Annotated in this window: 20 protein-coding genes; 5 read left to right on the top strand and 15 right to left on the bottom strand. The window is 43.6% G+C overall.

What is annotated here, in order from left to right:
• Positions 1-244 precede the first annotated feature (244 nt).
• The 10 genes from SK066_RS10205 to SK066_RS10160 all read right to left on the bottom strand — a co-directional run bounded on the left by SK066_RS10205 (position 245) and on the right by SK066_RS10160 (position 12,948).
• Positions 245-3,364, bottom strand: coding sequence for an efflux RND transporter permease subunit (locus tag SK066_RS10205; protein WP_320544572.1), 3,120 nt, complete (start codon positions 3,362-3,364; stop codon positions 245-247).
• Positions 3,361-4,839 (bottom strand): efflux RND transporter periplasmic adaptor subunit, encoded by a 1,479-nt coding sequence (locus tag SK066_RS10200; protein ID WP_320544571.1) that lies wholly within the window; start codon positions 4,837-4,839, stop codon positions 3,361-3,363. The genes SK066_RS10205 and SK066_RS10200 overlap by 4 nt, the downstream gene beginning before the upstream one ends.
• Before the next feature lie 94 nt (positions 4,840-4,933).
• A complete protein-coding gene (locus tag SK066_RS10195) occupies positions 4,934-5,584 on the bottom strand; it encodes a TetR/AcrR family transcriptional regulator (protein ID WP_320544570.1) in 651 nt (216 codons plus the stop codon).
• A gap of 438 nt (positions 5,585-6,022) precedes the next feature.
• Positions 6,023-6,346: a hypothetical protein gene (locus tag SK066_RS10190; protein ID WP_188775565.1), complete on the bottom strand. Its 324-nt coding sequence runs from the start codon at positions 6,344-6,346 to the stop codon at positions 6,023-6,025.
• 435 nt (positions 6,347-6,781) lie between these two features.
• Positions 6,782-9,313, bottom strand: coding sequence for an ATP-binding protein (locus SK066_RS10185; RefSeq protein ID WP_320544569.1), 2,532 nt, complete (start codon positions 9,311-9,313; stop codon positions 6,782-6,784).
• Positions 9,306-11,276, bottom strand: coding sequence for a 3'-5' exonuclease (locus SK066_RS10180; protein WP_320544568.1), 1,971 nt, complete (start codon positions 11,274-11,276; stop codon positions 9,306-9,308). The genes SK066_RS10185 and SK066_RS10180 overlap by 8 nt, the downstream gene beginning before the upstream one ends.
• 386 nt (positions 11,277-11,662) lie before the next feature.
• On the bottom strand, positions 11,663-12,175 hold the full coding sequence (locus SK066_RS10175) for a GNAT family N-acetyltransferase (protein WP_320544567.1): 513 nt from the start codon (positions 12,173-12,175) through the stop codon (positions 11,663-11,665).
• Between the two features lie 23 nt (positions 12,176-12,198).
• Positions 12,199-12,438 carry a hypothetical protein gene (locus SK066_RS10170; RefSeq protein ID WP_320544566.1) on the bottom strand — a complete coding sequence of 80 codons (240 nt, stop codon included), beginning with the start codon at positions 12,436-12,438 and terminating at the stop codon, positions 12,199-12,201.
• Positions 12,439-12,472: 34 nt separating this feature from the next.
• Positions 12,473-12,628 carry a hypothetical protein gene (locus SK066_RS10165; protein WP_320544565.1) on the bottom strand — a complete coding sequence of 52 codons (156 nt, stop codon included), beginning with the start codon at positions 12,626-12,628 and terminating at the stop codon, positions 12,473-12,475.
• Entirely contained in the window at positions 12,625-12,948 is a 324-nt protein-coding gene (locus SK066_RS10160; protein ID WP_320544564.1) for an SMI1/KNR4 family protein, read from the bottom strand. The genes SK066_RS10165 and SK066_RS10160 overlap by 4 nt, the downstream gene beginning before the upstream one ends.
• A 93-nt stretch (positions 12,949-13,041) precedes the next feature.
• Between SK066_RS10160 and SK066_RS10155 the strand changes: the two genes are divergently transcribed.
• Complete coding sequence (locus tag SK066_RS10155) at positions 13,042-13,644, top strand: hypothetical protein (RefSeq protein WP_320544563.1); 603 nt, start codon at positions 13,042-13,044, stop codon at positions 13,642-13,644.
• Between the two features lie 435 nt (positions 13,645-14,079).
• Here the strand turns inward: SK066_RS10155 and SK066_RS10150 are convergent, their stop codons facing one another.
• On the bottom strand, positions 14,080-14,460 hold the full coding sequence (locus SK066_RS10150; protein WP_320544562.1) for a DUF3139 domain-containing protein: 381 nt from the start codon (positions 14,458-14,460) through the stop codon (positions 14,080-14,082).
• 440 nt (positions 14,461-14,900) lie between these two features.
• The gene (locus SK066_RS10145) at positions 14,901-16,553 is read right to left on the bottom strand and encodes a right-handed parallel beta-helix repeat-containing protein (RefSeq protein ID WP_320544561.1); all 1,653 of its coding nucleotides are present in this window, start codon (positions 16,551-16,553) and stop codon (positions 14,901-14,903) included.
• A gap of 218 nt (positions 16,554-16,771) precedes the next feature.
• On the opposite strand from SK066_RS10145, the gene SK066_RS10140 reads away from it, so the two are divergent.
• On the top strand, positions 16,772-18,244 hold the full coding sequence (locus SK066_RS10140) for a VWA domain-containing protein (protein ID WP_320544560.1): 1,473 nt from the start codon (positions 16,772-16,774) through the stop codon (positions 18,242-18,244).
• Positions 18,245-18,463: 219 nt separating this feature from the next.
• Here SK066_RS10140 and SK066_RS10135 read toward each other — a convergent pair whose 3' ends face one another.
• On the bottom strand, positions 18,464-18,679 hold the full coding sequence (locus SK066_RS10135; protein ID WP_320544559.1) for a helix-turn-helix domain-containing protein: 216 nt from the start codon (positions 18,677-18,679) through the stop codon (positions 18,464-18,466).
• A 106-nt stretch (positions 18,680-18,785) separates the two neighbouring features.
• Here SK066_RS10135 and SK066_RS10130 point away from each other — a divergent pair, with 106 nt between their 5' ends.
• A complete protein-coding gene (locus tag SK066_RS10130) occupies positions 18,786-19,058 on the top strand; it encodes a DUF6809 family protein (RefSeq protein ID WP_320544558.1) in 273 nt (90 codons plus the stop codon).
• Between the two features lie 85 nt (positions 19,059-19,143).
• Here the strand turns inward: SK066_RS10130 and SK066_RS10125 are convergent, their stop codons facing one another.
• Entirely contained in the window at positions 19,144-19,749 is a 606-nt protein-coding gene (locus SK066_RS10125; RefSeq protein ID WP_320544557.1) for a DUF1836 domain-containing protein, read from the bottom strand.
• Between the two features lie 403 nt (positions 19,750-20,152).
• Between SK066_RS10125 and SK066_RS10120 the strand changes: the two genes are divergently transcribed.
• Positions 20,153-21,040 carry a DegV family protein gene (locus tag SK066_RS10120; protein ID WP_320544556.1) on the top strand — a complete coding sequence of 296 codons (888 nt, stop codon included), beginning with the start codon at positions 20,153-20,155 and terminating at the stop codon, positions 21,038-21,040.
• A 149-nt stretch (positions 21,041-21,189) separates the two neighbouring features.
• Here SK066_RS10120 and SK066_RS10115 read toward each other — a convergent pair whose 3' ends face one another.
• Positions 21,190-22,509, bottom strand: coding sequence for a glycoside hydrolase family 27 protein (locus tag SK066_RS10115; protein WP_320544555.1), 1,320 nt, complete (start codon positions 22,507-22,509; stop codon positions 21,190-21,192).
• 424 nt (positions 22,510-22,933) lie between these two features.
• On the opposite strand from SK066_RS10115, the gene SK066_RS10110 reads away from it, so the two are divergent.
• Positions 22,934-24,634, top strand: coding sequence for a methyl-accepting chemotaxis protein (locus tag SK066_RS10110; protein ID WP_320544554.1), 1,701 nt, complete (start codon positions 22,934-22,936; stop codon positions 24,632-24,634).
• Positions 24,635-24,741 lie beyond the last annotated feature (107 nt).

Here is a 24,741-nt window from a genome sequence, read left to right as displayed (position 1 = left end):
TGGCACTGGAACCGCAGGAGCTGCTTCATTTATGACCTGTTATCTCATCAGGGCTATCTTATCTATTGATCATTTAAGCATGGAAGAAAGGCTATTCACTAAAGGCGAATGAATGCTTGATCATTATTGCATTCTAATATCCTGTATGCGGTGTAGCTGCCCGTTGTACCTAAACAACACGCAAATAACCATGCATTAGCAAGTATCATGAATTATTTTACACCATTCGCGTAAAAGAAATGAATTACCACTCCTTCAGCTTTTGCTCTAATTGTGCCTCCTGCTCTGCTTTGCGTGCTTTCCGCTTATCGTTATAACGCGCTAGTACCATATACAGTGATGGCACGACAAACAAGGTAAGCAATGTCGAAAATACCAATCCGAATACAATCGCAATCGCCAGCGGACGGAATAACTGTTCACCCACCGTTGCCATTGGCAATAGTGCAACAATCGCTGCCAGCGAGGTGAGCAGAATCGGTCGGAAACGAGCGGAGGCTGCTTGAATCACAGCTTCTTTCATTTCGAGTCCTTCATGACGTGCATCCTCGATAAATTCAATCAATACAATCCCGTTTCGCACGACAATCCCTGCGAGTGCGATCACACCCATAATCGACATAAAGCCTATCGGCGTCTGACTAATAAATAGACCTAACACCCCTCCGGCAGCCGCCAGATACACGGTCGTCATGACGATCAACGGAATCCACATCGAGTAAAATTGCATCGCAATCAAAATAAAGATCAATACAACAACAATCGCAAACAGCTTCGCCAGATCGATGAAAATATCACTTTGCTTCGATGTCTCACCGCCGACTTCCCATGAATAGCCTGGTGGGAAATTGATCTTCGCCATGCCAACATTAATATCCTGCATAACCTCAGTTGCCGTACGTCCATTCACATCTGCCTCAATCGTATTGGAGCGTGACAGATTATAATGGTTAATCTGCTTGATCGAGAACGCTGGATGAATGTTCACTAGCTGGGTCAACGGCACCTGTACATTATCTGAGTTCGTCACATTCACCTGCTGGAACAGAACGGCTGGGTCGGTCGATGGCGCATCCTTCATGAAGATTTTGATATCTACCAGATCGCGTCCATTATCGAACTCGCCCACCTTCACACCCGTACCTGTCATGAGCAGCGTACGCGTAAGATTTTCATATGTTACATTGTAGCGATCCATTGCCGCACGATTCACTTCAAAGTCCAGCGTATAATCCTGCACGCCCATCGTATCGCTAATATTGCTCGTTCCATTCGTTGAAGCTACTACATTTTTCACCTGATCGGTCAGCTTACGAAGCTCCTTCAGATCGGTACCAAGAATACGGATGGAAACAGGCTTCCCTACTGGAATACCCAACTCCGTCTGCGTTACCGATGTGGTCACCTGCGGGAACATCTGCTTCAATTGCTGCGGCCAATTCGCTACAGCAGCGGTACTATCGAGCTGTCCAAGCTCGCCCTTGAGCAGCACCTCGCCCTGATTGGTCGAGAAGGAAGCGATATTTGTAATATTGTAAAAGAGTGGTGATGCTGTACCACCAGAAGCAGAGGATACCGCTTCTACACCAGGCTGCTTTTGCGCCCATTTGGCAATCTGACGCACAGTGCTGTCAGTATCCTCAATCGACGTACCCGTTGGCATCGTGATCTTGATCGTCAGCTCTGGATTACTGGAGCGCGGGAACAGCTGAACTGGCGTGAACATTGCCAATCCATAAATACATGTGCTCACAATCAAGCCCACCAGCGCCACTAGCATCGGACGCTTCAACACCTTTGGCATCAAGCGATGTGCATAGCTATCCGATACACTCTGAATCTGCTTGCCGAGCAAGCCCGCTGGCTTGTTGTTCGCACGCTTTTTACCTTTTAAAATATTGCGTTTCTCATACCAGATACGGAAGATCGGAATGACCGTGAGCGACATTGCCATCGATGCGAGCATGGCAAGGGAAATCACGACGGGAATCGGCTTAATAAATGCACCCACATCGCCCGTTAAGAACATCAGCGGTGCAAAAGCCGCAATCGTCGCCAGTGTCGCCGTCAAAATCGAGATCGCAACCTCCTTCGTCCCGTTGATCGCCGCCTCATAAGGGCGCTCTCGTAGCACGAAAAGCCTGCGTTCAATATTGTCGTTAACGACAACCGCATCATCGACGAGTATACCGAGTACGATAATCAGACCAACAACCGTAATCTGATTCAGCGTAATATCCATTCCCGGCAGGAACATCATCGCTATCGCAATCGAGATCGGAATCGCCAGTGCGACAAAGGAAGATGTGAGCAGATTCAAGCCCATCATACAGACCACGATCACGACAGCAATCGCAATCATCATCTCTACGAATAGATTGTGGAAAATACGATCCGTTTCGTTCTTTTGAGCAAATAAAGACTCAATTTTCAAATTAGCTGGCAGTGTCGTCTTGAGCTCATCCATCTTCGCATTCACACGCTCATACATGGATGGTACATCCGAGCCGACCTCACTATTGATCTGAATCGAGATCGATGGCTGTCCGTTATAGTAGCTGTTATACTCTACCTTTTCATTCGCCATCTGGACGCTAGCCACATCCTTCAAATAGACAGGAGTGCCATTCTCCGACTTGAATACAACTACCTTTTCCAAACTGGACGCATCATGATCGACCGGCACGGTGAGCTGGTAGCTACGCTTCTCATAATCGAGTGTACCTGTCGGTACGCGGTTATTTTCCTTCTGGACAGCATTCAGAATTGATTCCCATGGAATGCCATATTGCTGGAGCTTGGACATATTCGCTTCAATCCGTACCTGCTGCTTCGGCAAGCCTGTAATCGCTACATCCGTCACACCCGGAACCGAACGTAGCTGATCGCGCCAATCGGTCATCAAGTCCTGTAACTTCCACAGATTCTGCGCGCTATCACCATAGATAGCGAATGACTGGACGAAGGCTTTGGTCAAATTATCATTAATGACTGGCGCGTCCGCACCATCTGGCAAATCCGCTTTCGCGTCTTCAACCTTCTTACGCAGCTCGCTCCACACGGTTGGGGCATCAGCGGTTGGCTGTGTCTCCAGCGTGATGACAGATACACCCGACATCGATACCGAGCTGACCGTCTTGAGATTGGATACTTCCTTGATCTTTGACTCTAGCACCCTCGTCACCGTGGTCTCGATCAGCTCTGGTGTAGCTCCTGCATACACAGTCGTAACGGTCGCTTGCTTCACGACGATATCCGGCATGAGTTGCTTCGGTAAGCCAAATCCGCTAAATGCCCCGATCCCAATCAGCAGTGCGAAAAACAGCAGTGTAATCTTGCTTTTCTTAACGAGATATGGAATCATTGTGCACTGCCTTCCTGCGATCCACTGGTGGCATTCGTACTTCCCGTAGCCTGCGCTGTAATACTGTCACCATCCATCAATCGATCGGCACCCGAGGTTACAATCGTATCGCCTACCTTTAAGCCGTCGGTAATGACAAGCTTGTTGTCCATCAGATCACCTGTCTTCACAGGGGTGCGTACAGCTTTACCATTGACGCTTCGATATACATACGGTGAATCGTCCATGCTGACCACCGCCTCGACAGGCACCATAATGCCCTTTTTGGACTGTACATCACGCGATGCCTTCACGACCTGACCTGGCTTCCAATCCTGCTTCGGATTGCTCAGCTGTACTTCAACGCTTATCGTACCCGTATTGTCATTCGTCTTCGGATAAATGTTCGTTACACGTCCGGTGCGCTGTTCATCATATAGACTCAGACTCACCTGCTGACCTGTCTTCCACTGTGCAATCTGTTCGTCCGGTACAGGCAGTAATACCTTCAATTGATTGATCTGACCGATTGTAAATGCCGTTGTACCTGCTGCGACCGTCTGTCCAACCGAAATGTCCTTCTCCAGTACGACACCGCTCACCTGAGACTTGAGCTGAGATTTGGATAATGCCAGCTTCGCCTGTGCGAGCGATACATTCGCCTGGTCATAGGAAGCCTGAGCCTGCTGTACGCTTGCCTGTGCTTGCTCGATACCTGCACTTGCTTGCGATACCTGTGCCTGAGCGGATTGTACGCCTACCTGCGCCTGCTTCACCGCAGACGCTGCACTAGCCCGATCCGAATTACTCGCACCTGCCAGCGTTAAGGAAAGCTGCTGGTTCGCATCGTCCAGTGCATCCTTCGCGGTAGCAAATGAAGTCTGTGCCTGCTCATTCTCCTGCTTGGTTAATAGTCCGTTCTGGAACAATGTCTCTGCTCGCTCTGCGGCTGACTTCGCCTGATTATACGCCGCTTGCGCCTTGCTCACGGCATTACGCGCTTGCTGCTTCTCCTGCTCACGCGCACCATCCAGTACGCCCTGCTGCTTCGCCTTCGCACCTTCCACCTGCGCTTCAGCGGCAGATACGCCCGCTTGTGCTGCCGATCGAACCGCTGTTGCATTGCTTAGTGAAGCATTGGCAGCCGTTAAGCCTGCATTCGCTTGTTGTACCGCTTCCTGTGCCTCACTTACCTTGAGCTGTAGATCCGCACTATCCAGCGCTGCAATCGACTGTCCCTTGTTAACCGAATCTCCAACATCTACACGGATGCTATCGACCGTACCACCAAGTTCAAAAGCAACCGGCGACTGCTGCACCGCAGCCAGTGTACCGGATAGATCATAGACTGCATTCAGCGGTACAGATTGAACCTTAGCTACTGTCACCGTGCTTGCATTCGCGGATACAGGTTCAGCCTGCTTGCTTGAGCAGCCTGCTACTAGTATGGTCAATGCCAGTCCTGCAACCCACAGGGGTTGTATTTTCTTCACCATCGTCTTGCTCCTCCATTTCCATATCCCAGCTTTACGTGAATCGCGTCATAACTTTTCTCTCTAGGTGGTGACTGTATATATGATGTGTTCAACTTCAAGTAAGGAATCGATGCAGCATCTCGAACACTTCGTCATTGCTCAGCGGTTCGTTGTCCTTCTCCCAGTGCGTTGTCATCGCATCATACATATGAATGAGGACGAGTGAGGTTAGCTTCACATTCTCGATCGGACGAATCAGCTTCTGGGCAGCTGCCTGTTCCAGCAACTGGCTCACTGCGGTATTAACGACCGAATCGATATGACACAGCGCATTATGGGATGCAGTCGTCCCAAATTCCTGTAGCTCCTCAGCTAGACGATCAGCGATCGTATGGTAACCACGGAAGCTAATGCATGTATAGATCGCGCGATACATCCGATCCTTGCTATCCCCTTCGCTGTTGATAATCTCCTCTGCCTGACGCACCATCTCTGTCAACGATACATCCAGAATCGCGTTGAGAATCTCTTCCTTTGTCTCGAAAAAGAGATAGATCGTCCCTTTGCCAATACCTGCATTCTTTGCAATACGGTCAACCGTCGTTCCTTTAAATCCAAACTTGGAAAATACATCGCGTGCAGATTCAATAATCTTCATATAGCGCTCGTCCTGTGAATGACTCATCGTACGCTCCTCCTCTAACAACAAGTAATCTAGCATAAAAGATAATTTGATTGGTTCATCATCCCACAATAGCTTGTTCATCGCGTTCCCTCCTGTATCGCCTTACTGTCTGGATTCATCCCGTACCATTCAGAACAGGCGTAATCAGGCAGTAGACAGCGTTCTAGACCTATCCAATAAGCGTGCAGATGAGTGGTTGTGTAGCAAAAGTTTTTCGTGACCAAAAAACCATTTCAGTTCTGTAGTCAGAATATAGCATGCTTTCTGACTGAATGCAACTTTTGCGTGGAGGTGGTTTGGTAGGGTGATCAGGAATAGATAATATTGTAAAACAGATGAAAATTGGGGCATAACATTAACACCTAAAAACAAAACCAGCCGGATGCATGTAGCGCATCCGGCTGGTTAATGTTCTCTTAATTGGAATTATTCTCGTTATGAAATGGCGTCATACCGTCTTGCTCCAAGATAGGCTACGCCTTTTTACAAGGCTCATTCATCATCTATTTTATCTACAAACTAAAAATTCTCATTCAAAATCCATTCTGCCTTCGCATCATCCGGTCGGAAATGCGTAAACACCTGATTCATCGCATGACGAATCGCCGCTTCTGGCGTATGCTGCCCTGCCTGTTCTAAAATGTAAGGCGCTGCCTCACTACCTGGCTGGTAAAAGTGGCTGACATCATGGTAATACTGTTCATCCCGTCCCTGCTTGATCCGCACAGCAATGCGCGTCTTCCCCAGCTTCGCATGCTGCACCCAGACCTCCCATTCGCCTACGATCGTATACCGATCGACAATATACTCATAATCATCAAATAGCTTGATTATCTCATTCATTGGTTAACCCTCCGTTTGTAGAAATCAAGGTAGTGGAGCTGTTTGCAGATTGTATTGTAGTGATGTAGTGTCTGCAACGGCTCTCATGAGTACGTATTATAGTTGGGTGGGTTGGAGGAAGTCAAATTTTGCTTATTATAGATATTCTCAAAATTGTATGCTTTACAATTCCGAGAATATTTATTTGTCTATGTTGGAATCTAATAAATTAAACTCGTGCCATTCTTTTTATACTATAAACATTAGCATAAACAAATCTTATACTGATGTTTATAGCGTAAAAAATTAAAATATTCGATAATTTTGATATAATGAAAATGCAATACAATATTTTATTAATTATGAATTCAGATATGTAATTTTCTCTCTATATATAAAATAAAGAGAAAATCTCAAAAATTGGATTATTTAAGTCTATTACTTTTTTAAATAATTTTATAAATTTCTTTTTTCACGCTTGAATTTATTTTGAATTATTTCAAAATCTTTATTCAATTTTTCTTTTTTACCTGGAAAAAGTTCGCTATACTCTTTGGTGTTTTTGAGTCTTATGAATTCATCTAAAAACTCTTTTCCCAATACTAAATCACCTTTAATAAATAGAGTTGCTTTTGCTCGTAATAAAAGAGATTCTAAATGAAAAATATAATTTTGAATATCGCCCACTTCATATTCAAAATTTTTTAAAAGAGTTAAAACTTTTTGCGGGTTAGCTTTTATATAGAACCGTGCAGAATATATAAGATATTGCTTTATTTTTTTATTTCCTATTGAACGTGAAAATCTAGAAAGTATATCATCACATTTTAAGATATACTCTTCGCATTTATTAGGATTTTGATGTACAAGCTCCATAACTTGTTTTGAATATATATCAAATTTTATAGTAATCATTTCATCATTTTCTAATAAATATTCTTCAGCCAAATTCAATCTTTTTAAATTAATTAATAAAATACATATTTGCCTTCTTGTACGTCCATCTATTTTTTTGTATTGTAAAACGGCAACTTTACTACTAAGCTGTATAAAATAATCATAAAGTTCCTGTTGTCTTAGATGCGTAATCTCTCTTCTAAGAATTTTTTTATTTATTTCTAATAAAGCAGATATTATAGTGCCTACTATTAAGTTTTGTTTTTTAAAATATAACTGATTTTTCAGGTTTGAGCTGACTTTATCAAGTAAATTAAAATGATTTATAACCTTAATATCATCAGCTTTACTATAAAATTCATATAATGAATCAAGCGTAGAGTAGCAATGAAATGATCTTAATAAAAATTCGATGTTATTTGTATTTTTATATTTTGATAAATAAAGTTGGGAAGTTAATTGCTCTAATCCAACTTCCTCTTCAAATTTTATTTCATTCATTAAAGTTGTAATTCCTTTAATATCCTTGAACCACTGTACTGCTCGAAGCTTAAAAACATTGAAGACAGCATCTGTATTAGAATAGTTACCATTCATGTAGTCAATTACAAGTTCATTTGCTAGATATCTATTTGAATTGGGAACAGGTTGTAAAAATCCGATATTGATAAAATTGGATGCTTTTGTGTATCTCTCGCTAAACTTTTGATTTTTTAACTCTTCTCGCAAAAAAGATAGGAGTTCTTCATTTATTTCTGTAATATGAGTTTCTGAACAAATATAACATAAGCAAGATAAGAACTTTTGAGATTCAACTTCCATACTCTCGATAGTATTCTCAAAACAGAAACCTAAAAACTCATCTAGCTGACTATGAAGCTCAGTAGACTCTTTCGTATATTCTGACTCATACTCCAATCTTAAATCTAAAGTTTTTTTATTGGTTGAACTTAATGTATGACACAGCGCTATTATTAAACCAGGATTTCCTTGTGTATATGCCTGTATCCATTCCCAATCATCTTTTACCAATTCCCTATTTTTCAATGCTATTCCATTCATATATCTTTTTGTCAATTCTTGAGTTTTGTTTAATTTAAATTGATGGAGAGGAAACTTATTCTCTCTATCTCCTAATCCATATCTACTGGTCATAATTAATCTAGATGGCTTATTAAAGTTTTTTATAAACTTTTGAGCAATATTACTAAATTCAAATAAATTAGTCTTAACAATCTCTGTTTCGAGATTATCCAATACTAAAAGTGTTTTTTGCGAGAAAACCTTCTCCCATACTTTTTCTTCTAAATCTTCAAAAGAGCAACTAGAATTTATTTCCATTAAAAAAGCTAATTTAGTAATCAAACCCTTATGATCATTGATTACTTTCTCAAAACGCCTTACCTCTCCTTTATCGAACACAGAATTCTTAAAACTCATAAAATAAATATATTCAAATTCTTTATCGGGCGAACTCATTAAATCTTCTATCAACTGCAAAACTAGCGCTGTTTTACCTACACCCCCATGACCAATTACTGTAACAGGTGTAGGAGCCTTAATATACTCTTTAAAATCCTTAAGTTCATCTTGTCTTCCGATTAAATTATTGAAATTTTTTCCTACTGGATACTCCAAGTATAAAGTAGGAATAGTAAATTGATCTATATCATTTTGAATAAATTGACTCCATTTAGTTTCAAAATTAGAATCTTTTAAAGAATATATGACTTTTTCACATAAATCACTAACACTACTTTCTTGTTCAGTATTTAGCTCTCTAGAATGCATAATATTATTACGATGCGCAGTTAAAATTTTTATATTTAAATTCTTCACTTCATTTCTTTTTATCTCATTAAATTTTTTAGAACCAATACAATCTATAAGTTCTCCTAAATGCGCAAATTTGACTACTACTTCGAGACTTTCAGCATCCTTGTTTAAATTTAAATAAGCATTATCTTTCCATTTATTATAATAATGGCTATCTAATGATTCAAAGTCTTCTAAATAATACACAATATATTCTCTCAACAATTTTTCCAGATAATAAATCATCTTGTATCCATTCACATTTGAATTATTCATAATTCCCTCCAATTTTTATTTGCTTTTCATCCACCCACTTCGCAAACCCTTCCACCCGGCTATAACTCAAATATAAATACTCCATCGCCCGGGTCATGCCAATATAAAATCGCGACACCTCTTCATCCCATTCCTCATCCTTCGCTTTCTCCCTCGGCATGCCATCCACATTCACGATGAACACTGCTCGGAAGTCCATTCCCTTCGCACTATCAATTGTCGAAATCTTCACAGTCGCTTCATACCGATCAAAGCGATCCTTCGTTCGTTTATTCTCTGCGAACCAGTTGAATGGAATCTCGCTTTGTTGCAAGCCCTCACGGATCGCATCGACAATATAGGCGTTTTTATAGCCTCCCTTCACCCGATACAGAATCGCCATATCGGTATATGCAACCTTCTTTTCTCGATGCAAATACTGGATTTGCTCGGTCACCCACTTCATCTCGTCTTCGATCGACGAGCAGTGGCGCATCTGTGGCTCGGGGCCTTTACGCTTGGTGCCCTGAGGTGGGATGATCTCGGCGACATCACTTGCGGTGATCGTATCCTGGAATTTGTCTTTGAGCTTGGAGTGGGAACGATAGAATTCCCATGCAAAATGAACGATCTGGGATGTGTTGCGGTAGTTGATGTTTAATATTTTGGAACGTCCACGGAAATCGAGTCCGGTGTTACGAGAGAGACTGACTTTGCGGCGGAATATCTTTTGTGCTTTGTCCTCAACGATCAGCAGGGATTGAGTGTCTGGATTCAGTGACTTTGTGATGAGTTCCAGCCATTGGGGCTCCAGGTCTTGACCTTCGTCGATTAGAATCGCATCGTACTGTGGTGCAGTAATAGTTCCATTTTCCAGCTGATCCAGCAGCTCCTGAATTTGACGTTCGTTCTCCTTTTCACTCATAGAGAACTTCAATGGAAAGTGCTTATACATCCAATCATGGAACGTACCAATCTCTAGTTGCTCCTGCCCTATATCATTGGTCTGTTGATCTTCGCTCTGTGCTTCCATTGCTGACCATTCGAATAGATCCTCTGGTTCCCGCAGCTTGTGCATAATCATGCTGCGAATGTTACAGGATAATGGACTACCATAACAGAGTACGAGAATGCGCCAATCGGGATGCTCACGCAAAAGTGTACGTGCTCGCGTAGCGAGTACAAGTGTCTTGCCACTTCCTGCAACGCCACGAATGAGTCGATGCCGATCGCCAAGCTGACGGGCAAGTGACTCCTGATGCAGATCCATCGCCTGAATATTATGTAACGATAGCAATACATCATCCTGGTAATAGCTGTGATTTTTAATATCTGCACGGATACGAACTTCAGGGAATAGGTGATACCGAATGGCTGTCATATCCTCATCACTGAGCCACTGGCGTTGATGAAAAGGAATCGGGAACATATTACTCATTCGTTCAAGCAGATGATCTGTATCGAATTGCTCGTCATCTGGATCAATCTGCTCACGAGTGAGTACCAGATTAAGATCGATACAGCGATGAATTTCACTGCGAATCATGTGCACTTCTTTCATCCGTGTGAAGACGACGCCATAGCCATAACGGAATTTGAGACTATTGGCATAAGCGCCTTCCTGCTGGAGTAGGTTACGGTCTTTTTTCAATTTATTATGAATATGGAAGGCGTAGTTACGCGCTTGGGTGATGGGGTTTTTCACGGTTTCCAGACTTCCGGTGCCTTTTTGTGTATGTAATTGCCATTCATCCGGGCTTAGCATATGCAGCGTATTCTCGGTATAATCCTTTACCTCCAGTACGAGCAGACCAAGATCGGGGCCGATGATCACATAGTCTGGTCTGCGATGCTGACCGTTATTGATATGGGGTTCATAGTAGACAATATAGTTGTCGGGAAGATGTTTGCGGAAGGTGTTGAATAGAATGCGTTCTCCCTGGGTGGCTGAACCAGGAATTGTTTCTGGAATCATGTATGCCATATGTGCTATCTCCTTGTTGCCGCCGATTCCGCGCTGCTTCTGCTCTGGTTCCAGTGCTTCTGGAATACTAACGGAGAATATATTTTAGATGTATAGGTATATGGACAGGTGTCATAAGAGGTGAATATATTGCTTAATCTTCTTCATAATACATCTTTTGCACTATTATGGAAATACCTATTTTGCTAGATTATGTATGAATTATATTTATTTTATTGTTTTTCAATTGATTCCTTATTGTCTATTCGTCTATGTTATGCGTATATATAGCAAAAGACAGACCAGTGTAGACTGATCTGCCTTTTCGTATGATGTATACCTTTTATAACGAATCTATCACTCCAAGGAGCTGTGACGTTCAGCTCTGATACTACTCCCTACTCTCACTACATGAGCTCCTTCTCCAGCACAATCTTGAACATCCCCCGTGCATCGGTAAAGGTATCCACTATATCGAATCCATATTGAATATTGATCAGCAGCATATTGCGCCAGCGATTCATCGTCTTCGTCTGGACTTTGCGATATCCTTGCTCTCGCAGGTGCTCATGCTGCTCGTCCATAAGTCGTGATGCGATGCCTTGCTGACGATAGGCAGGATTCACACCGCCGAGCCAGCTGTAAAAGGTATGCTCATCCTCCATCAATGGATAGCCAATTTTATAGCCAACCACTTGATCTCCATCCAGCGCCACGATCATGAGCAGCTGATCCAAATCCTGTATCGTGACATTGTTATGTATTTTCTGAATCAGTCCATCGTCCTCTGGATCTGCGAATATCGACTCGTGCAGCTTGGCAATGCGCTGTAGCAACTCGGCTTCGGGCAGTCCCTGCAATTTGCGGTATTCATAGATTGTTGCATCGGCGCTCGTACTCGCTTGCTCTGTATTCTTCATCTGAGTCAGCTCTCCCCTCATCTTCAACGCTTTAGCGGTCGATTCGCCCAATAGCAAATGGCAAAAAAGGCACCCGCAATGATACTTACCAATGTCCCATTAAACAGAGCATCCATAATGTATTCGCTTAGTGGTGAACGCATTACAGCACTTGGATCTGTTGTTGATACGGCTACGACTCGGTTCGCTAAAAAGGAATAAAACAAACCCGCTACAAATCCATAGATCATGTACTTGATTAATAGCTTTTCAAATGTACTCATATAACCCTCCTAACTGCATATAAGCTGCTACGCGCTATTCATTTTTCACTTGATATCCACGCGCTGTCAGCATCTGCTCTACAAATTCGGCAAAGCTTCTCGCATATACGTCTTCTGATCCGTCCAGCATATCTACACGCATAATCGGGTACTCTACCGCTATACCAGGCTCATAGACAGGCGTCCTCACATCCCAATAATAGCTTTCCTCCTCATCTGGGCGGTAGATGTATAATCTGCCCCCTGGTATCCAATCTGCCTCTGCATCAGACGATAGTTATACAGCAGATCATCGATCACATCCTCGCGAAACTCTGGCGGTGCTAGACTGTATACCCCATCCTGTCGATTAAAAAATAATGATCCATAATGCGTCAGCCACCATACATACGAGTCCGGTAAACGATAGCCAAGCTCCTGCTCTGCCTCTGCAATCCATTCAGATGAAGCTGCATTTTGGGTATGACTGTAAGGGTATTGCTCCAGACGTGCCTGCAATGAACGATACATCGATTCATCTCCGTTCTGCTTTATTTCTATGTACAAGAAATTTAGGAACAAAATGGATTTTCTTTACGTCTTCTATTATAGGAGGTGGACGACATGAATAGAAGGATAAATAGTAAGCTTTTTATGATATGTGTGCTGGTGATCGCCATTATAGGCTGTACCCAGCATACACCAGCAGCAGTTACAGGCAGTGTTCCACCTGATCAAGCTGCACCTGCATCTCCAATAGTAGAAACGACAACAACCATGACACCAAAACATGAGACGACATCCCTACAACCCTTATCTGATGATGTGTTGCCTGTATTACAAGTTACCGCAGGTACTACTACGATTCCGGCTGTGCAGGGCTCTTATTGCTGGGGCACGAAGGGCTGTGCTGATTTTGTAGGTGGCGCAGCAATGTTGAAAGGACAGTCACTACCTACGATTCAGGCTGGAACGAGTGTAAAGCTACACTTCCCTTACACACCTGAACCTGCGGCGATCGAGCTGATTCAATATCCCCTTCGTCAATCTGAGGAGACGAGTAATTCATATGTTCAAAGTACGGCTGATCAGCCTATTTCCATTACAATACATGATGGAGCATTTCAAGCGCCTCAGAAGGCAGGCGATTATTATTATGAGTTTGGGGCGAGCTGGATGAGTGAGGATGGTAAGTATTCTAACGGTCAGACCTCGTTTGTATTTTGATTTACAGTGGGCTAAGCTTCGCTTCACTCGACTTTATTCTGCTCTGCTCTGCTCTGCTCTGCTCTGCTCTGCTCTGCTCTGCTCTGCTCTGCTCTGCTCTGCTCTGCTCTGCTCTGCTCTGCTCTGCTCTGCTCTGCTCTGCTCTGCTCTGCTCTGCTCTGCTCTGCTCGAATAAAGGATGCCATTCCGAATAATAAATACAATAGACAATCGGTGAATAATTCAGATAGAGCTTATCCACTTTTTGGATAATATGAATACGGGCACGTCGAAATCATTTTATAAAATCACCATCATAATAAAAAACCTTGCATCTTCCAAAAAAGAAAAAGCACCTCCAGCCCCGTATCCCACCCTTTGACAAGGCGGCTCGTTGCTGGAGGTACTACTATTGCTAGCTCTGCGATATGCGGCACATTACCATACAATGACTACTTATTTCATAGCCAATTGCACAGGAATATGCTCTCGCGCTTCGATCTCTTCTTCCTTGTGCTTATACGCATAGCTATGGTGCAGATCGATACCGTCACGTGGGCCGGCATTATACTGGGTGATCATGCCATCATTTCGTGTATAGAAATAACGCGCATCCGGATCATCCTTAAAATGAACCTCTACCCCGATCATCGGACTCATTCCAAAGCTGGCTTTCATATAATCGATATCCTCCACACTATACTGTCGTTCATTCACCAGATAGGCTTCGACCTGTCGTTCCAGTCTGGCTTCGCTTGCAAAGGCACTGATCCAGATCACGGCAGCAACTAATAACAGTGTACTAAATACCAAATTGCGCTTATCAAACGTTCCCATCTCTCTACCCCTCCGTTTCAGAATGGGCATCTGCATCACAGCGATGCTGGAATGGAGCATATGTCACTTGAATAATAATCGCTATTCTACAGATGCGGCATATGATGATGTACAGATTGTTCCTTAACTGTTCATACGGATAGACAGATATAACGTTTCATATTTTTGCTCAAATTTCGTTATTTTAGACGATATGAGGCGAAATAAGTTCATTTTGATTAAATACATATGTAATGTTGTACATGGGCAATCTTCAGATTTTCCAATTCTTTATGGAATCAAAGCCTATATAGCTGCTGCCTTATATGGAATCCAGCGCTATCCAGTTGCATATCGCTACACAGCTAGCTGTCCGATTGCAGCTCTACATGTAACGAAAAGCCAGCAGTTGCTGAATACTCCGCTTCTGCTGGCTTTACTCGTTTCATTATGTTCTCGCTTTATTGTTGGTTAGTTACACTCGTTGGATATACTTGAACGCCATTCCAGTACACTGTACCTTTAGTGAAATTATAGACCTGGTTTGGGTCTTTAGGATTGATAATGGTTGTATTATTAAATCTCACAGTACCGATTTGTGGCGTGGAGCGTCCCCATACGCCTGCGCTGTATTTGGTTGCATTGGAGCTTGTATTATCGTTAAACGTAACATTGTTGATCGCTGTATAGCCTGCATATACGAGCATATCTGCATGACCTCCATCTGGCTTCAGGGCTGTGCGATCAACTACGTTGTTATTGATTGTAACCGAATCCACTGGCTGTGTATTGTAATCACCGTCGGGGCCTGTTTCAGTCGCAATATAGATGCCAGCCATTTGTGTTCGTTCAATATGATTCCCTTCAATCCGCACATCTCGTCCACCAACGACAGAGATACCGCGTGCATTGGAGTCGTAACCTACATCATTATTTAAAATACGAATGTTGTTCGTTTGACCTTTGTCGCCATCTGACTTGTCACTCTTACCGTAACTAACGACAGCAATTGTATCATCGCCAACTTGCTTTACGGTATTGTATTGCACGGTAATATCACTGCTATCCCCAGTCATATGAATACCGTCTGCCTGCGTATTTTGTACGGTATTGTTCGTGATCGTTCCACCGATCGAATCGGTCACATAGATACCGGCTGTGCTGGCTTTTTGGACATTGATGTTATCGACGACAAAATTCGTTGCATTTTTGACGCTGATGCTATTCTTCTCGTTATTACCATCTCGCTCGCTTACGCTACTGTATACATGTGTTAGATTGCGAATTGCCGGGCTACTGCCGATCAGATCGATCGAACCCTGATCTGGATTGGTCGAAGTCAGAATGGTTTGGGCTTTATTTTCCCCTTTCAATGTCACCCCATCGACGATCAGAATATTGCTCAGTTCAAAATTCCCGGCTGGCACGTAGACATCCTTACCTTCCACCTTCGCCTGCTGGATCGCTGCCTTAATCGCAACATCATCTGGTTGACTATCCCCTGCGACAGCACCAAAATCCAGAATCGACAAACTATGATCGTCCGGTACATAAGCGCCCGGTGTAAATACAATCGTCGGATTCCACAAAGTATGATCAAAGCTGATCGATCCCACTCGATTCACAATAAAATGAATCGCTGTACCCTGCTGTACTGGAATATTCGTTACGCCAGTAGGCTGTACTGCGGTTGTCGTTTGAATCGTTTGTGTCCATAGGGAGGTCGTATCCTTCATAATTGTAGCGGTAATGCCGTCGCCCTCCGCACTGCCTTTTTGCAAAGTACCTGTAATCGTCACCTTGCCACTGGCTGGTGCCACCCATGTACGTACAGCATCTGCCTGATTACCAGGATGCTGTGCGTTGGATGAGACCCATGGATAGGTTCCGTTCGCATCCCAGCGACTCGAAGCGGATTGATATGTAAGATCGGTATAGGTAGTTCCGCTTTTTTGCTGGTAATGCCAGTTGTTACTGCCCTGTGTGGAGCTATATCCGGTGGATGCTGTGTAGGACACCGAATTGGCTGCCTGTACCTCACCCGTTATTCCGATACCGCTCACCGTTAATACTGCTGCAAGACTCCAAGTTGTCCACCCTGTGATTTTTTTCAAATCAATACCTCCTTGTACGATTGTATTTTGGATATTAATATACTAACTTCCTTTATTAACCTTGATTAGGAGAAAGCAATCTGAATGGAACGTATAGGAGAAAAATAGTAGTGCGTCTATATATTTTTAGTTTGACGTGGAAGATTAGAGAACTTATGGTAAAGCATATACGTTCTATTGTAGCTACTTACTTTATTTACATACGGGAGGAATATGGTATGGCTGGACAATCAACGAATCTGAATCAAGGGCAAAATACGAACCTACCACCGGGCGATTCATTGGAAGTTATGATTCAATGTAGTGCTGCTCCCTCTGCACTGGATATTAGCTGTTTTATGGTCAATGATGAAGGTAAAGTCCCTTCCGACGACTATTTTATCTTTTACAATCAGAACGTTGATCCTCATCAATCCGTGCAGCTGATGCAAGCCGATGAGTACAGCTCACGCTTCTTGCTCAATCTGAATCGATTGCAACAGGCGCCAGTTAGTAAATGTGTATTTACTGCTACACTGGAAGGCGCTGGCACATTCGCACAGGTGCGTAACTGTCAGGCAGTGCTTCATATGAATGGACAACAGATTACATATGAGTTATCGGAGGTCACTTCTGAGACAGCGATCATTCTGATCGAAGTGTATAAATATAAAGAGACGTTTAAGGTACGCGCGATTGGACGTGGCTTCTTCGGTGGACTACAGCCGCTGGCAGAGTCATTTGGCGTGGAGATCGAAGGCGATAGTGCAGCAGATCATGCACAACCTCCGGCTAGTAACGGGTTAGATACAGATACTACTGGATCTGCTGATACGACTCCACCGCCTTCTTCAAACCATGACGTTGCTCAGCCAGCTCCTACCAATTTGCGAACTACTCAGCCGACTTCCTTCGGTTTCAATTCTGTAGAAGCTGTACAAGCTGAAGCTACTTCATCTGCACCGTCTGAATCAGCTACTCCTACGCAATCCTCATCCATCTCGCAACCAGCACCATCAGAATCGCCCAAGTTAACCGTACCGTTAACCAAAATTGATCTGCTCAAGAAAAAAGTAACGTTATCGCTCGAAAAGAAACAAATCGCTCCGATCCGTGCTCGCGTGGCAGTCGTATTCGATGCGTCCGGTTCGATGTACTCGCTCTACAAAAAAGGGATCGTGCAGGAAGCCTTTGAACGTGTACTGGCGATTGCGGCTGCTTTTGACGATGATGGTGAGCTGGATGTGTGGTTTTTCGCGAAGGACTTTCTGCGTGCGCCAAGTGTGACCGCGCAGGATTATGAAGACTATGTGGCGCGTGCGTATAAGCTGGGAAGCAAGGGTGGTACGAATAATGAACCTCCGGTGATGGCAGATGTGATTCGCAAATATACCGTAGAAGAGCCGAATATTCATCTGCCGACATATATTATTTTCTTCAGCGATGGCGGCGTGAGTAGCAAGAGCAAGATCGCTCGCCTGATCACGGACAGCTCGCATCATAATCTGTTCTGGCAATTTGTCGGATTGGGCAATGCGAATTACGGGGTGCTACGCGAGCTGGATGATTTACAGGGACGGTTTATCGATAATGCAGACTTTTTCGAGCTGGATGATATTTCGAAGGTAAGCGATGAGGAATTGTATGATCGGTTGTTGAATGAGTTTCCGGGGTGGATTGAGGAAGCGAGACGGAAGAATATTTTGACTTGATGTGACTTTGTAATAGATGTGGAAATAGTCTGATCTGTTAAGAGAACAAAATAGAGCAGTTCTAGTATAAATCGTTAAACAACAGGATTTCGCAAAAAAGATGAACATCGCCTAGAGCGTGTTCATCTTTTGGCTTTCCGAGCTGCTTTTCGGGTAGTAACTTGCCTGATCTCTTCATGCTCCTGTAGATCATCTGATTGCAGTGTGGCGATCCGTCTCTTAGGAATCGTATCTTTGCGGATGATCAGTTTCATTCAACAGATAGTCAATACTAACCTTGTGAAATCTTGCAAGCTTGATTAATACTGCCGTCGGAATATCAAGATCGCCGCGCTCATAGCGAGAATATGTTGTCTGCGTAGTATGCAGCATATTCGCCATTTCTTGCTGAGTCAGATCCTTATCTTCTCTCAAATCACGTATACGTTTATACATTTCACATCACCATAATTCATCATATTTTATGCGAAAACTGCATATTGATTTTTATGCGTTTTTCGCATAAAATCTTAATCATAATCTGAAATGATGAGGTGAATATATGAGTGGATTAATTGAAAATATGTATTATGCTTATTTCAGTCAACAACGAAAAAATATAATATCCTCTGAAATGCATTCCATTCAGGGAAAAATAAGTGTAAATCTTGCGCTTCTTCAAAGCACACTCAATGACTCACAATTACAAATGGTCGAAGATCTGATAGATGATGTCTACATAATGCAAAGTATAGAACAAGTTGATTCTTTCATTTATGGCTTCAAAGAAGGGATCAAGCTCGGAAATGCAGTTTTACTCCATAAAGATATGTAATTGAATGGTTTTTAACCTCATGCTAAAAAAGGAACGTATCCGCCATGGACACGTTCCTTTTGCATATTCGATCATGCTGTACAAGCTACCCTTCATATGCCTGAGCCAAGTCATCTTCTGGCTGCTCCTGCTCCGATTCCCCTTCCAACCCTGTAATCTTCTCCGCCAGAATCTTCCCCGCATTCGCCAGCGTCGCCATCTTAAGCGAGAATCCAGCTAACATCTCCTCTTGCGAACCCTCTGCATTATCACGCAGCTGGCGACCTTCCTGCTTCGCCATCTCCATCGTATACCGTGAAGCGGCTTCCTGTTCCTCACAAAAATGATTATAAATTTCATCCAGCGTCATCGTTTTAAGCTGCGTGGCGATCATCGCTTGAATGGTGCCGATCGGTAACACGGGCTTTAGATTGCAGATCATAATCAGATACGCGATATGCTCGCGGGAATATTTTTTCTTGACGGTAGGTGGGATAATCTTCTGCTTCACGTAGTTGTTAATCATTGACGGGGTGATCAGCTTCCCTGCAGTTTCGCCGGGAAACTGATTGAACTGGTACTCCAGCCAGGCGACGAGCTGATCCATATAAATGCCGATCATCGGAAGCTGTTCCCAGCGCGGAAAACGATAAGCGACCTTTCTCTCGCCCCATTCTTTAAGCTGGTCGAGCAGCGGATATTGCGGTTCCATCGCTTGTATCTCCTTCCATTGCTATCATATTGGTTATTGCCTGTCATACTACTAATTAGAATAGGGAGTATGTAACCTGAACGTTATATTGAGCATTTATCTAGATGTATGTCGAAACGGTGAACGCTCTGCTACTATAAATGACTATTTTACCATTATACCGAAAAGAAGCTGAAACGAAAATCATTTCGTTTTCGTAACAACATTTAAAGTTTGTAATCAACATCACATCTAGTTATAATAACTATATGATAAAGTTATGAAGTACATATGTCTATTTTGCCTTATCATCTTCGCCTGTACACATTTGCAAAATACCATATGCTCACAATGTTTGAGATGGCGCGCTACACTGCATATTTCAAGGCATTGCTGAAACCTTTGAATGAAAGTAGTGATCTGAATGAGAACAATCGCCTGGGTAACAGATAGCACTGCCATGTTAGATGCCGAGTTTGCTCGTGAGCACGATGTATATGTTGTGCCACTTTGCCTGATTGCTGGAGACGAGGTTTATCGTGAGAATGTCGATATTACATCCGAGCAATTTTATGAGAAGATGCGTGTGCATGAGAAGGTAAGCAGCTCGCAGCCGCCGATTGGCGAATTTATTCGTTTATATGAGAGCCTAAAAGGGCATTATGATGATATTATTGTGATCCACTGCTCGTCTGAGCTGAGCGGAACGTATAACTCTTCCCTGCAAGCAGCCGAGATCGCAGAAACGCCGATTATCGGCATTGATTCGAAGATTGGTGCATTCCCACTACGCGAGATGATTCTGCAAGGGATTCTGTACTACCGCGAGGGGTTGAGCGCGTTAGAGATTCGCGACCGGATTCAAGGCATGATCAACGATATGAGCTTTTACATGATTCCAGCAAGTCTGTCCCAGCTGCATCGCAGTGGGCGTGTGTCCGGTACTCAGCTTGTGATTAGTAATCTCTTGTCGATTCATTTGCTGCTTCGCTTTCAGGAGGGTAAGGTCATTGTCGAGGATAAGATTCGTACGATGAAGAAGGCACGACTGAAGCTACTGGATGTGCTAAAAAAAGATATGGAGCATGTACGCGATGTATGTATTATGCATGCGAACAATATGGAAGGCGCATTCAAGCTGAAGGAAGAGATTCTGCATATGGCTCCGTTGCTTCGGATCGAGATCGCTTCATTTATTCCGGTGGCTGGTATTCATGCTGGTGAGGGTACGCTGGCGCTGGCTTGGATTAAAAATCATTATAGTGCGTTAGGACGCCTGGGTGCGCCTGCATCTGTGCCGACTATGGCTTGATTGAATATGACATGATCGCTTGATAGTGAATAGATTAAACATACTATATAAAGCTATAAATAAAAGAGTAGAATGCGTAATGCGCTCTACTCTTTTATTTGTCATGCTTTTATTTTGTATAGTTTCTATATTATAGAATCTCCAGACATCTACATACGCACAATAACATCCTCATAATCCATCCGACTCAGCTTATAAAACCGAGCGCCATGTGCTGGAACCTTCACATCGATATCATAATTCACCATACCTGCCTCTGCGCGTTCCCATAAATTGCGCAAGCGGAATGTACCGGACAAGCCCAGCTGCTCCAGACTAACACGCACCAGCGCTGGATCATCGCTCGCATTGAACAGCGCAACATAATGGTCTCCGGTTCTGCTATTTTCTGATGTCCAGACGATTCGATCATACTCATCCCGGTACACCTGACGCGCATAATGACCGGAGCGATTCGCCTCCAGCACCTCATCGTTCGTCAATAGCGACATTGTCCATGCATCATTATCACGCAGCTCGCCACCAAACATAAGCGGAGAACGGAAGATTGACCATAGCGTCATCATCGTCGTCTGTTCATCCTCGGTAAAGCGTGTCCAGCGATCGCTTCCACCACCATCAACGGAACGAATACCGATATGACCGAGCGGCAACATATCACAGTCTGGCCAGCTACCCACTTCGACAAACTGCGCCCATTGCTCACAGCGCTCGAACATCTCGTACAGCAGCTCCCATTGATCCCAGAAGTCATCTGTAATGCGCCACATATTCGCATTCGTACGAAAAGCTTCATTATATGCAAGCGGTGCAGGTCCTGGTGACAGGCTGAGTACCATCGCACGACCACACTGATCGATCGCATTGCGAATCAGCTCGATCTCCGCTAGATGCGTATCATATAAACGTGAAGCCGCAATATCATCGACTTTGACAAAGTCAACTCCCCATTCTGCATACAGATCAAATAGAGAATTATAATATTCCTCTGCGCCCTCTTTTGACGCATCCACTCCGTACATATCGGTATTCCATGGACAAATCGAGTTCGTATGCGCAATCTGACGCGCCGTTACTGAAGTTCCTTTGATTGGCGTATCGGCATGTACCGCCTGACGCGGAATCCCACGCATAATATGAATGCCAAAGCTCAGTCCGAGCGAATGCACGTAATCCGCAAGCGGCTTAAAGCCTTTACCCTCGGCTGCTGACGGAAAACGGTTCGTTGCTGGAATTAGTCTGGAGTACTCGTCCATATCAAGAGAAACAAATGGACGGTATGCGGATGACACCGCATCCGGCTCATACCACTGAATATCCACGACAATGTACTCCCATCCATACTCCCTGAGATGATTTGCCATATATTCTGCATTTGCTCTAATCTCTTCTTCACGTACCGCAGCCCCATAGCAGTCCCAGCTATTCCAGCCCATTGGCGGTACGTATGCCCATTGATGATGCCGCATCGTATACACTCCTCATCTCTCAAGCCATAGTTAGTACGCTTCTTTCTCGATCATACCGTTTGTCGACAAGCAATTCAATGATCCTTTATGGTGTAAGCAAGATTCCAGCATTTCCACAGCAAAGTGACTATATCCAGATTTAACTGTGCAAAAATAACTAACAAAAACGACAAATTTCGATATAAATTTATTTTTTCTGCATTTTTCTATATATATAGCGAAGTCACACCTTCTTTAAAAATTCTTATAACAACGAATATATAAAATTAAATCTACATTTAATATCGAATTATGTTTACCAATGATTTTTATATAGGCATTTAGAACCAACAAATTGTAATTTTCGCTGTAAAATTTTTGTTAACTTGGACGATATATATATATGACGCAACAAGTAACTAATTGACTGGTGGAGAGTGAAACTATGAAACTTACTATTCAGATGAAATTAATCTCTGGATTTGCATCTGTTATCCTTTTGCTGATCGCGATTTCGGCGCTTAGTATTTACGGTATTAACGGGATGGGCAAGCAAATCGATGTCATTGATAAAAAGGCAATGCCTAGTGTAACACTGCTCGGAATCATGAACGGCGATGTATCCGATGTCGAGCGGTTGATGCTAAGTGTTGGCGTAGAGCGTAATCCTTCTCAAGTAAAAAGCTTTCAGGAAAGCTTGGATGCATTACTCCAAAAAATCGAAGGCGAGCGTCCAAAACTCAAGCAATTAATGCAAACACAAGAGGAAATGGAATTATACGACAGATTCGATAAAAGCTATAGTGCGTATCTTCCTCTAATTCCAGCTATGATTACTGCTGGCCAAGAAAATCAGCTGATTGAGCTGAGTACACTTCATAGCAAAGCCTATCCATCATGGTATACAGCTAACACAACTCTCTCTCAATTAATCGATCTCGAAAATAAAAATGCTGCTGCTTCTACAGCATCTGCAACTGAACTTAGCGAGAAAACAATCTTTAATGTCATTGTGATCTCCATCATCGCTATTCTGGCAGGTCTTGCTATTGCTTTCTTCATCTCGGCACTGATCTCCAGACCCGTTAAACGTTTGCAAGCATCGGCTGAACGCATTGCTGGTGGCGATCTGACAGGTGAAATGATCCAGATCAAAAATCGTGATGAGGTTGGTATGCTGGCGAATGCATTTAACACAATGACTAGTAATCTGCGTAGCCTGATCGAATCGGTAGCTACAACGTCCGAGACAATCGCTGCTTCCTCTGAGGAATTGACAGCCAGTAGTGAGCAGAATACAGACGCTTCCCGTCAGATTGCAGAAACCATTCAGGAGGTTGCCGAAGGAACAAATCGTCAGGTCGAACTGACAAGTCGTTCTTCTCAAGCAATGAAGGAAATGTCCATCGGCGTCGAGCAGATCGCGGTTCGTGCACAAACGGTATCCGGTTCTGCCGCAGAAGCTGCTTCCAAGTCAGCTGATGGTAATCAGGCGATTCGCACTGCGGTAGCACAGATGGATTCGATTCAAGGCTCCATGTCTTCCCTGTCGCAAATCGTACAGGAGCTGGGTGAGCGTTCCCAGACGATTGGTAACATTACCGATGTAATTACAGGTATCTCCTCGCAAACGAATCTGCTGGCACTGAATGCAGCAATCGAAGCAGCACGTGCTGGAGATGCAGGACGCGGCTTCGCCGTCGTTGCGGATGAAGTCCGTAAGCTGGCTGAGCAATCGGCTGATTCTGCCCGTCAAATCACCGATCTGGTCACAACGATTCAAAAGGAAACATACCGCGCGATCCAAGCGGTAGACGTGAACACGCAAGAGGTTAGCAAAGGAATTGAATCTGTATCGGTAGCAGGTACTGCTTTTGAAGGCATTCTGTCTGCTGTTAATCAGGTGGCTGGCGATATCGAGGAAGTGTCTGCGGGCGCAGAGCAAATGTCTGCAAGCACAGAAGAGCTGATGCGCTTTGCTAACGAAATCGCTCGCATTACCGAAGAAACATCAGCAGGCACGATGAATGTATCGGCTGCAACAGAGGAGCAACTGGCTTCGATGGAAGAGATCACGACCTCCTCTACTTCACTAGCGAAGACAGCAGAGCAGCTTCAAGCACAGGTAAGTCAATTTAAAGTCTAAGCATACTTTCCATGATTCAATAACTACTTCAATAAATGATCCGATAAGGCGTTCATTTGCGTATTCCAGTTACGCAGGTGAACGCCTTTTGCAGTCTAAGAACAATT

This window comes from Paenibacillus hunanensis (assembly GCF_034055775.1).
Taxonomy (GTDB): Bacteria; Bacillota; Bacilli; order Paenibacillales; family Paenibacillaceae; genus Saccharibacillus; species Saccharibacillus hunanensis.
This window is presented reverse-complemented; position numbering and strand designations above follow the sequence as displayed.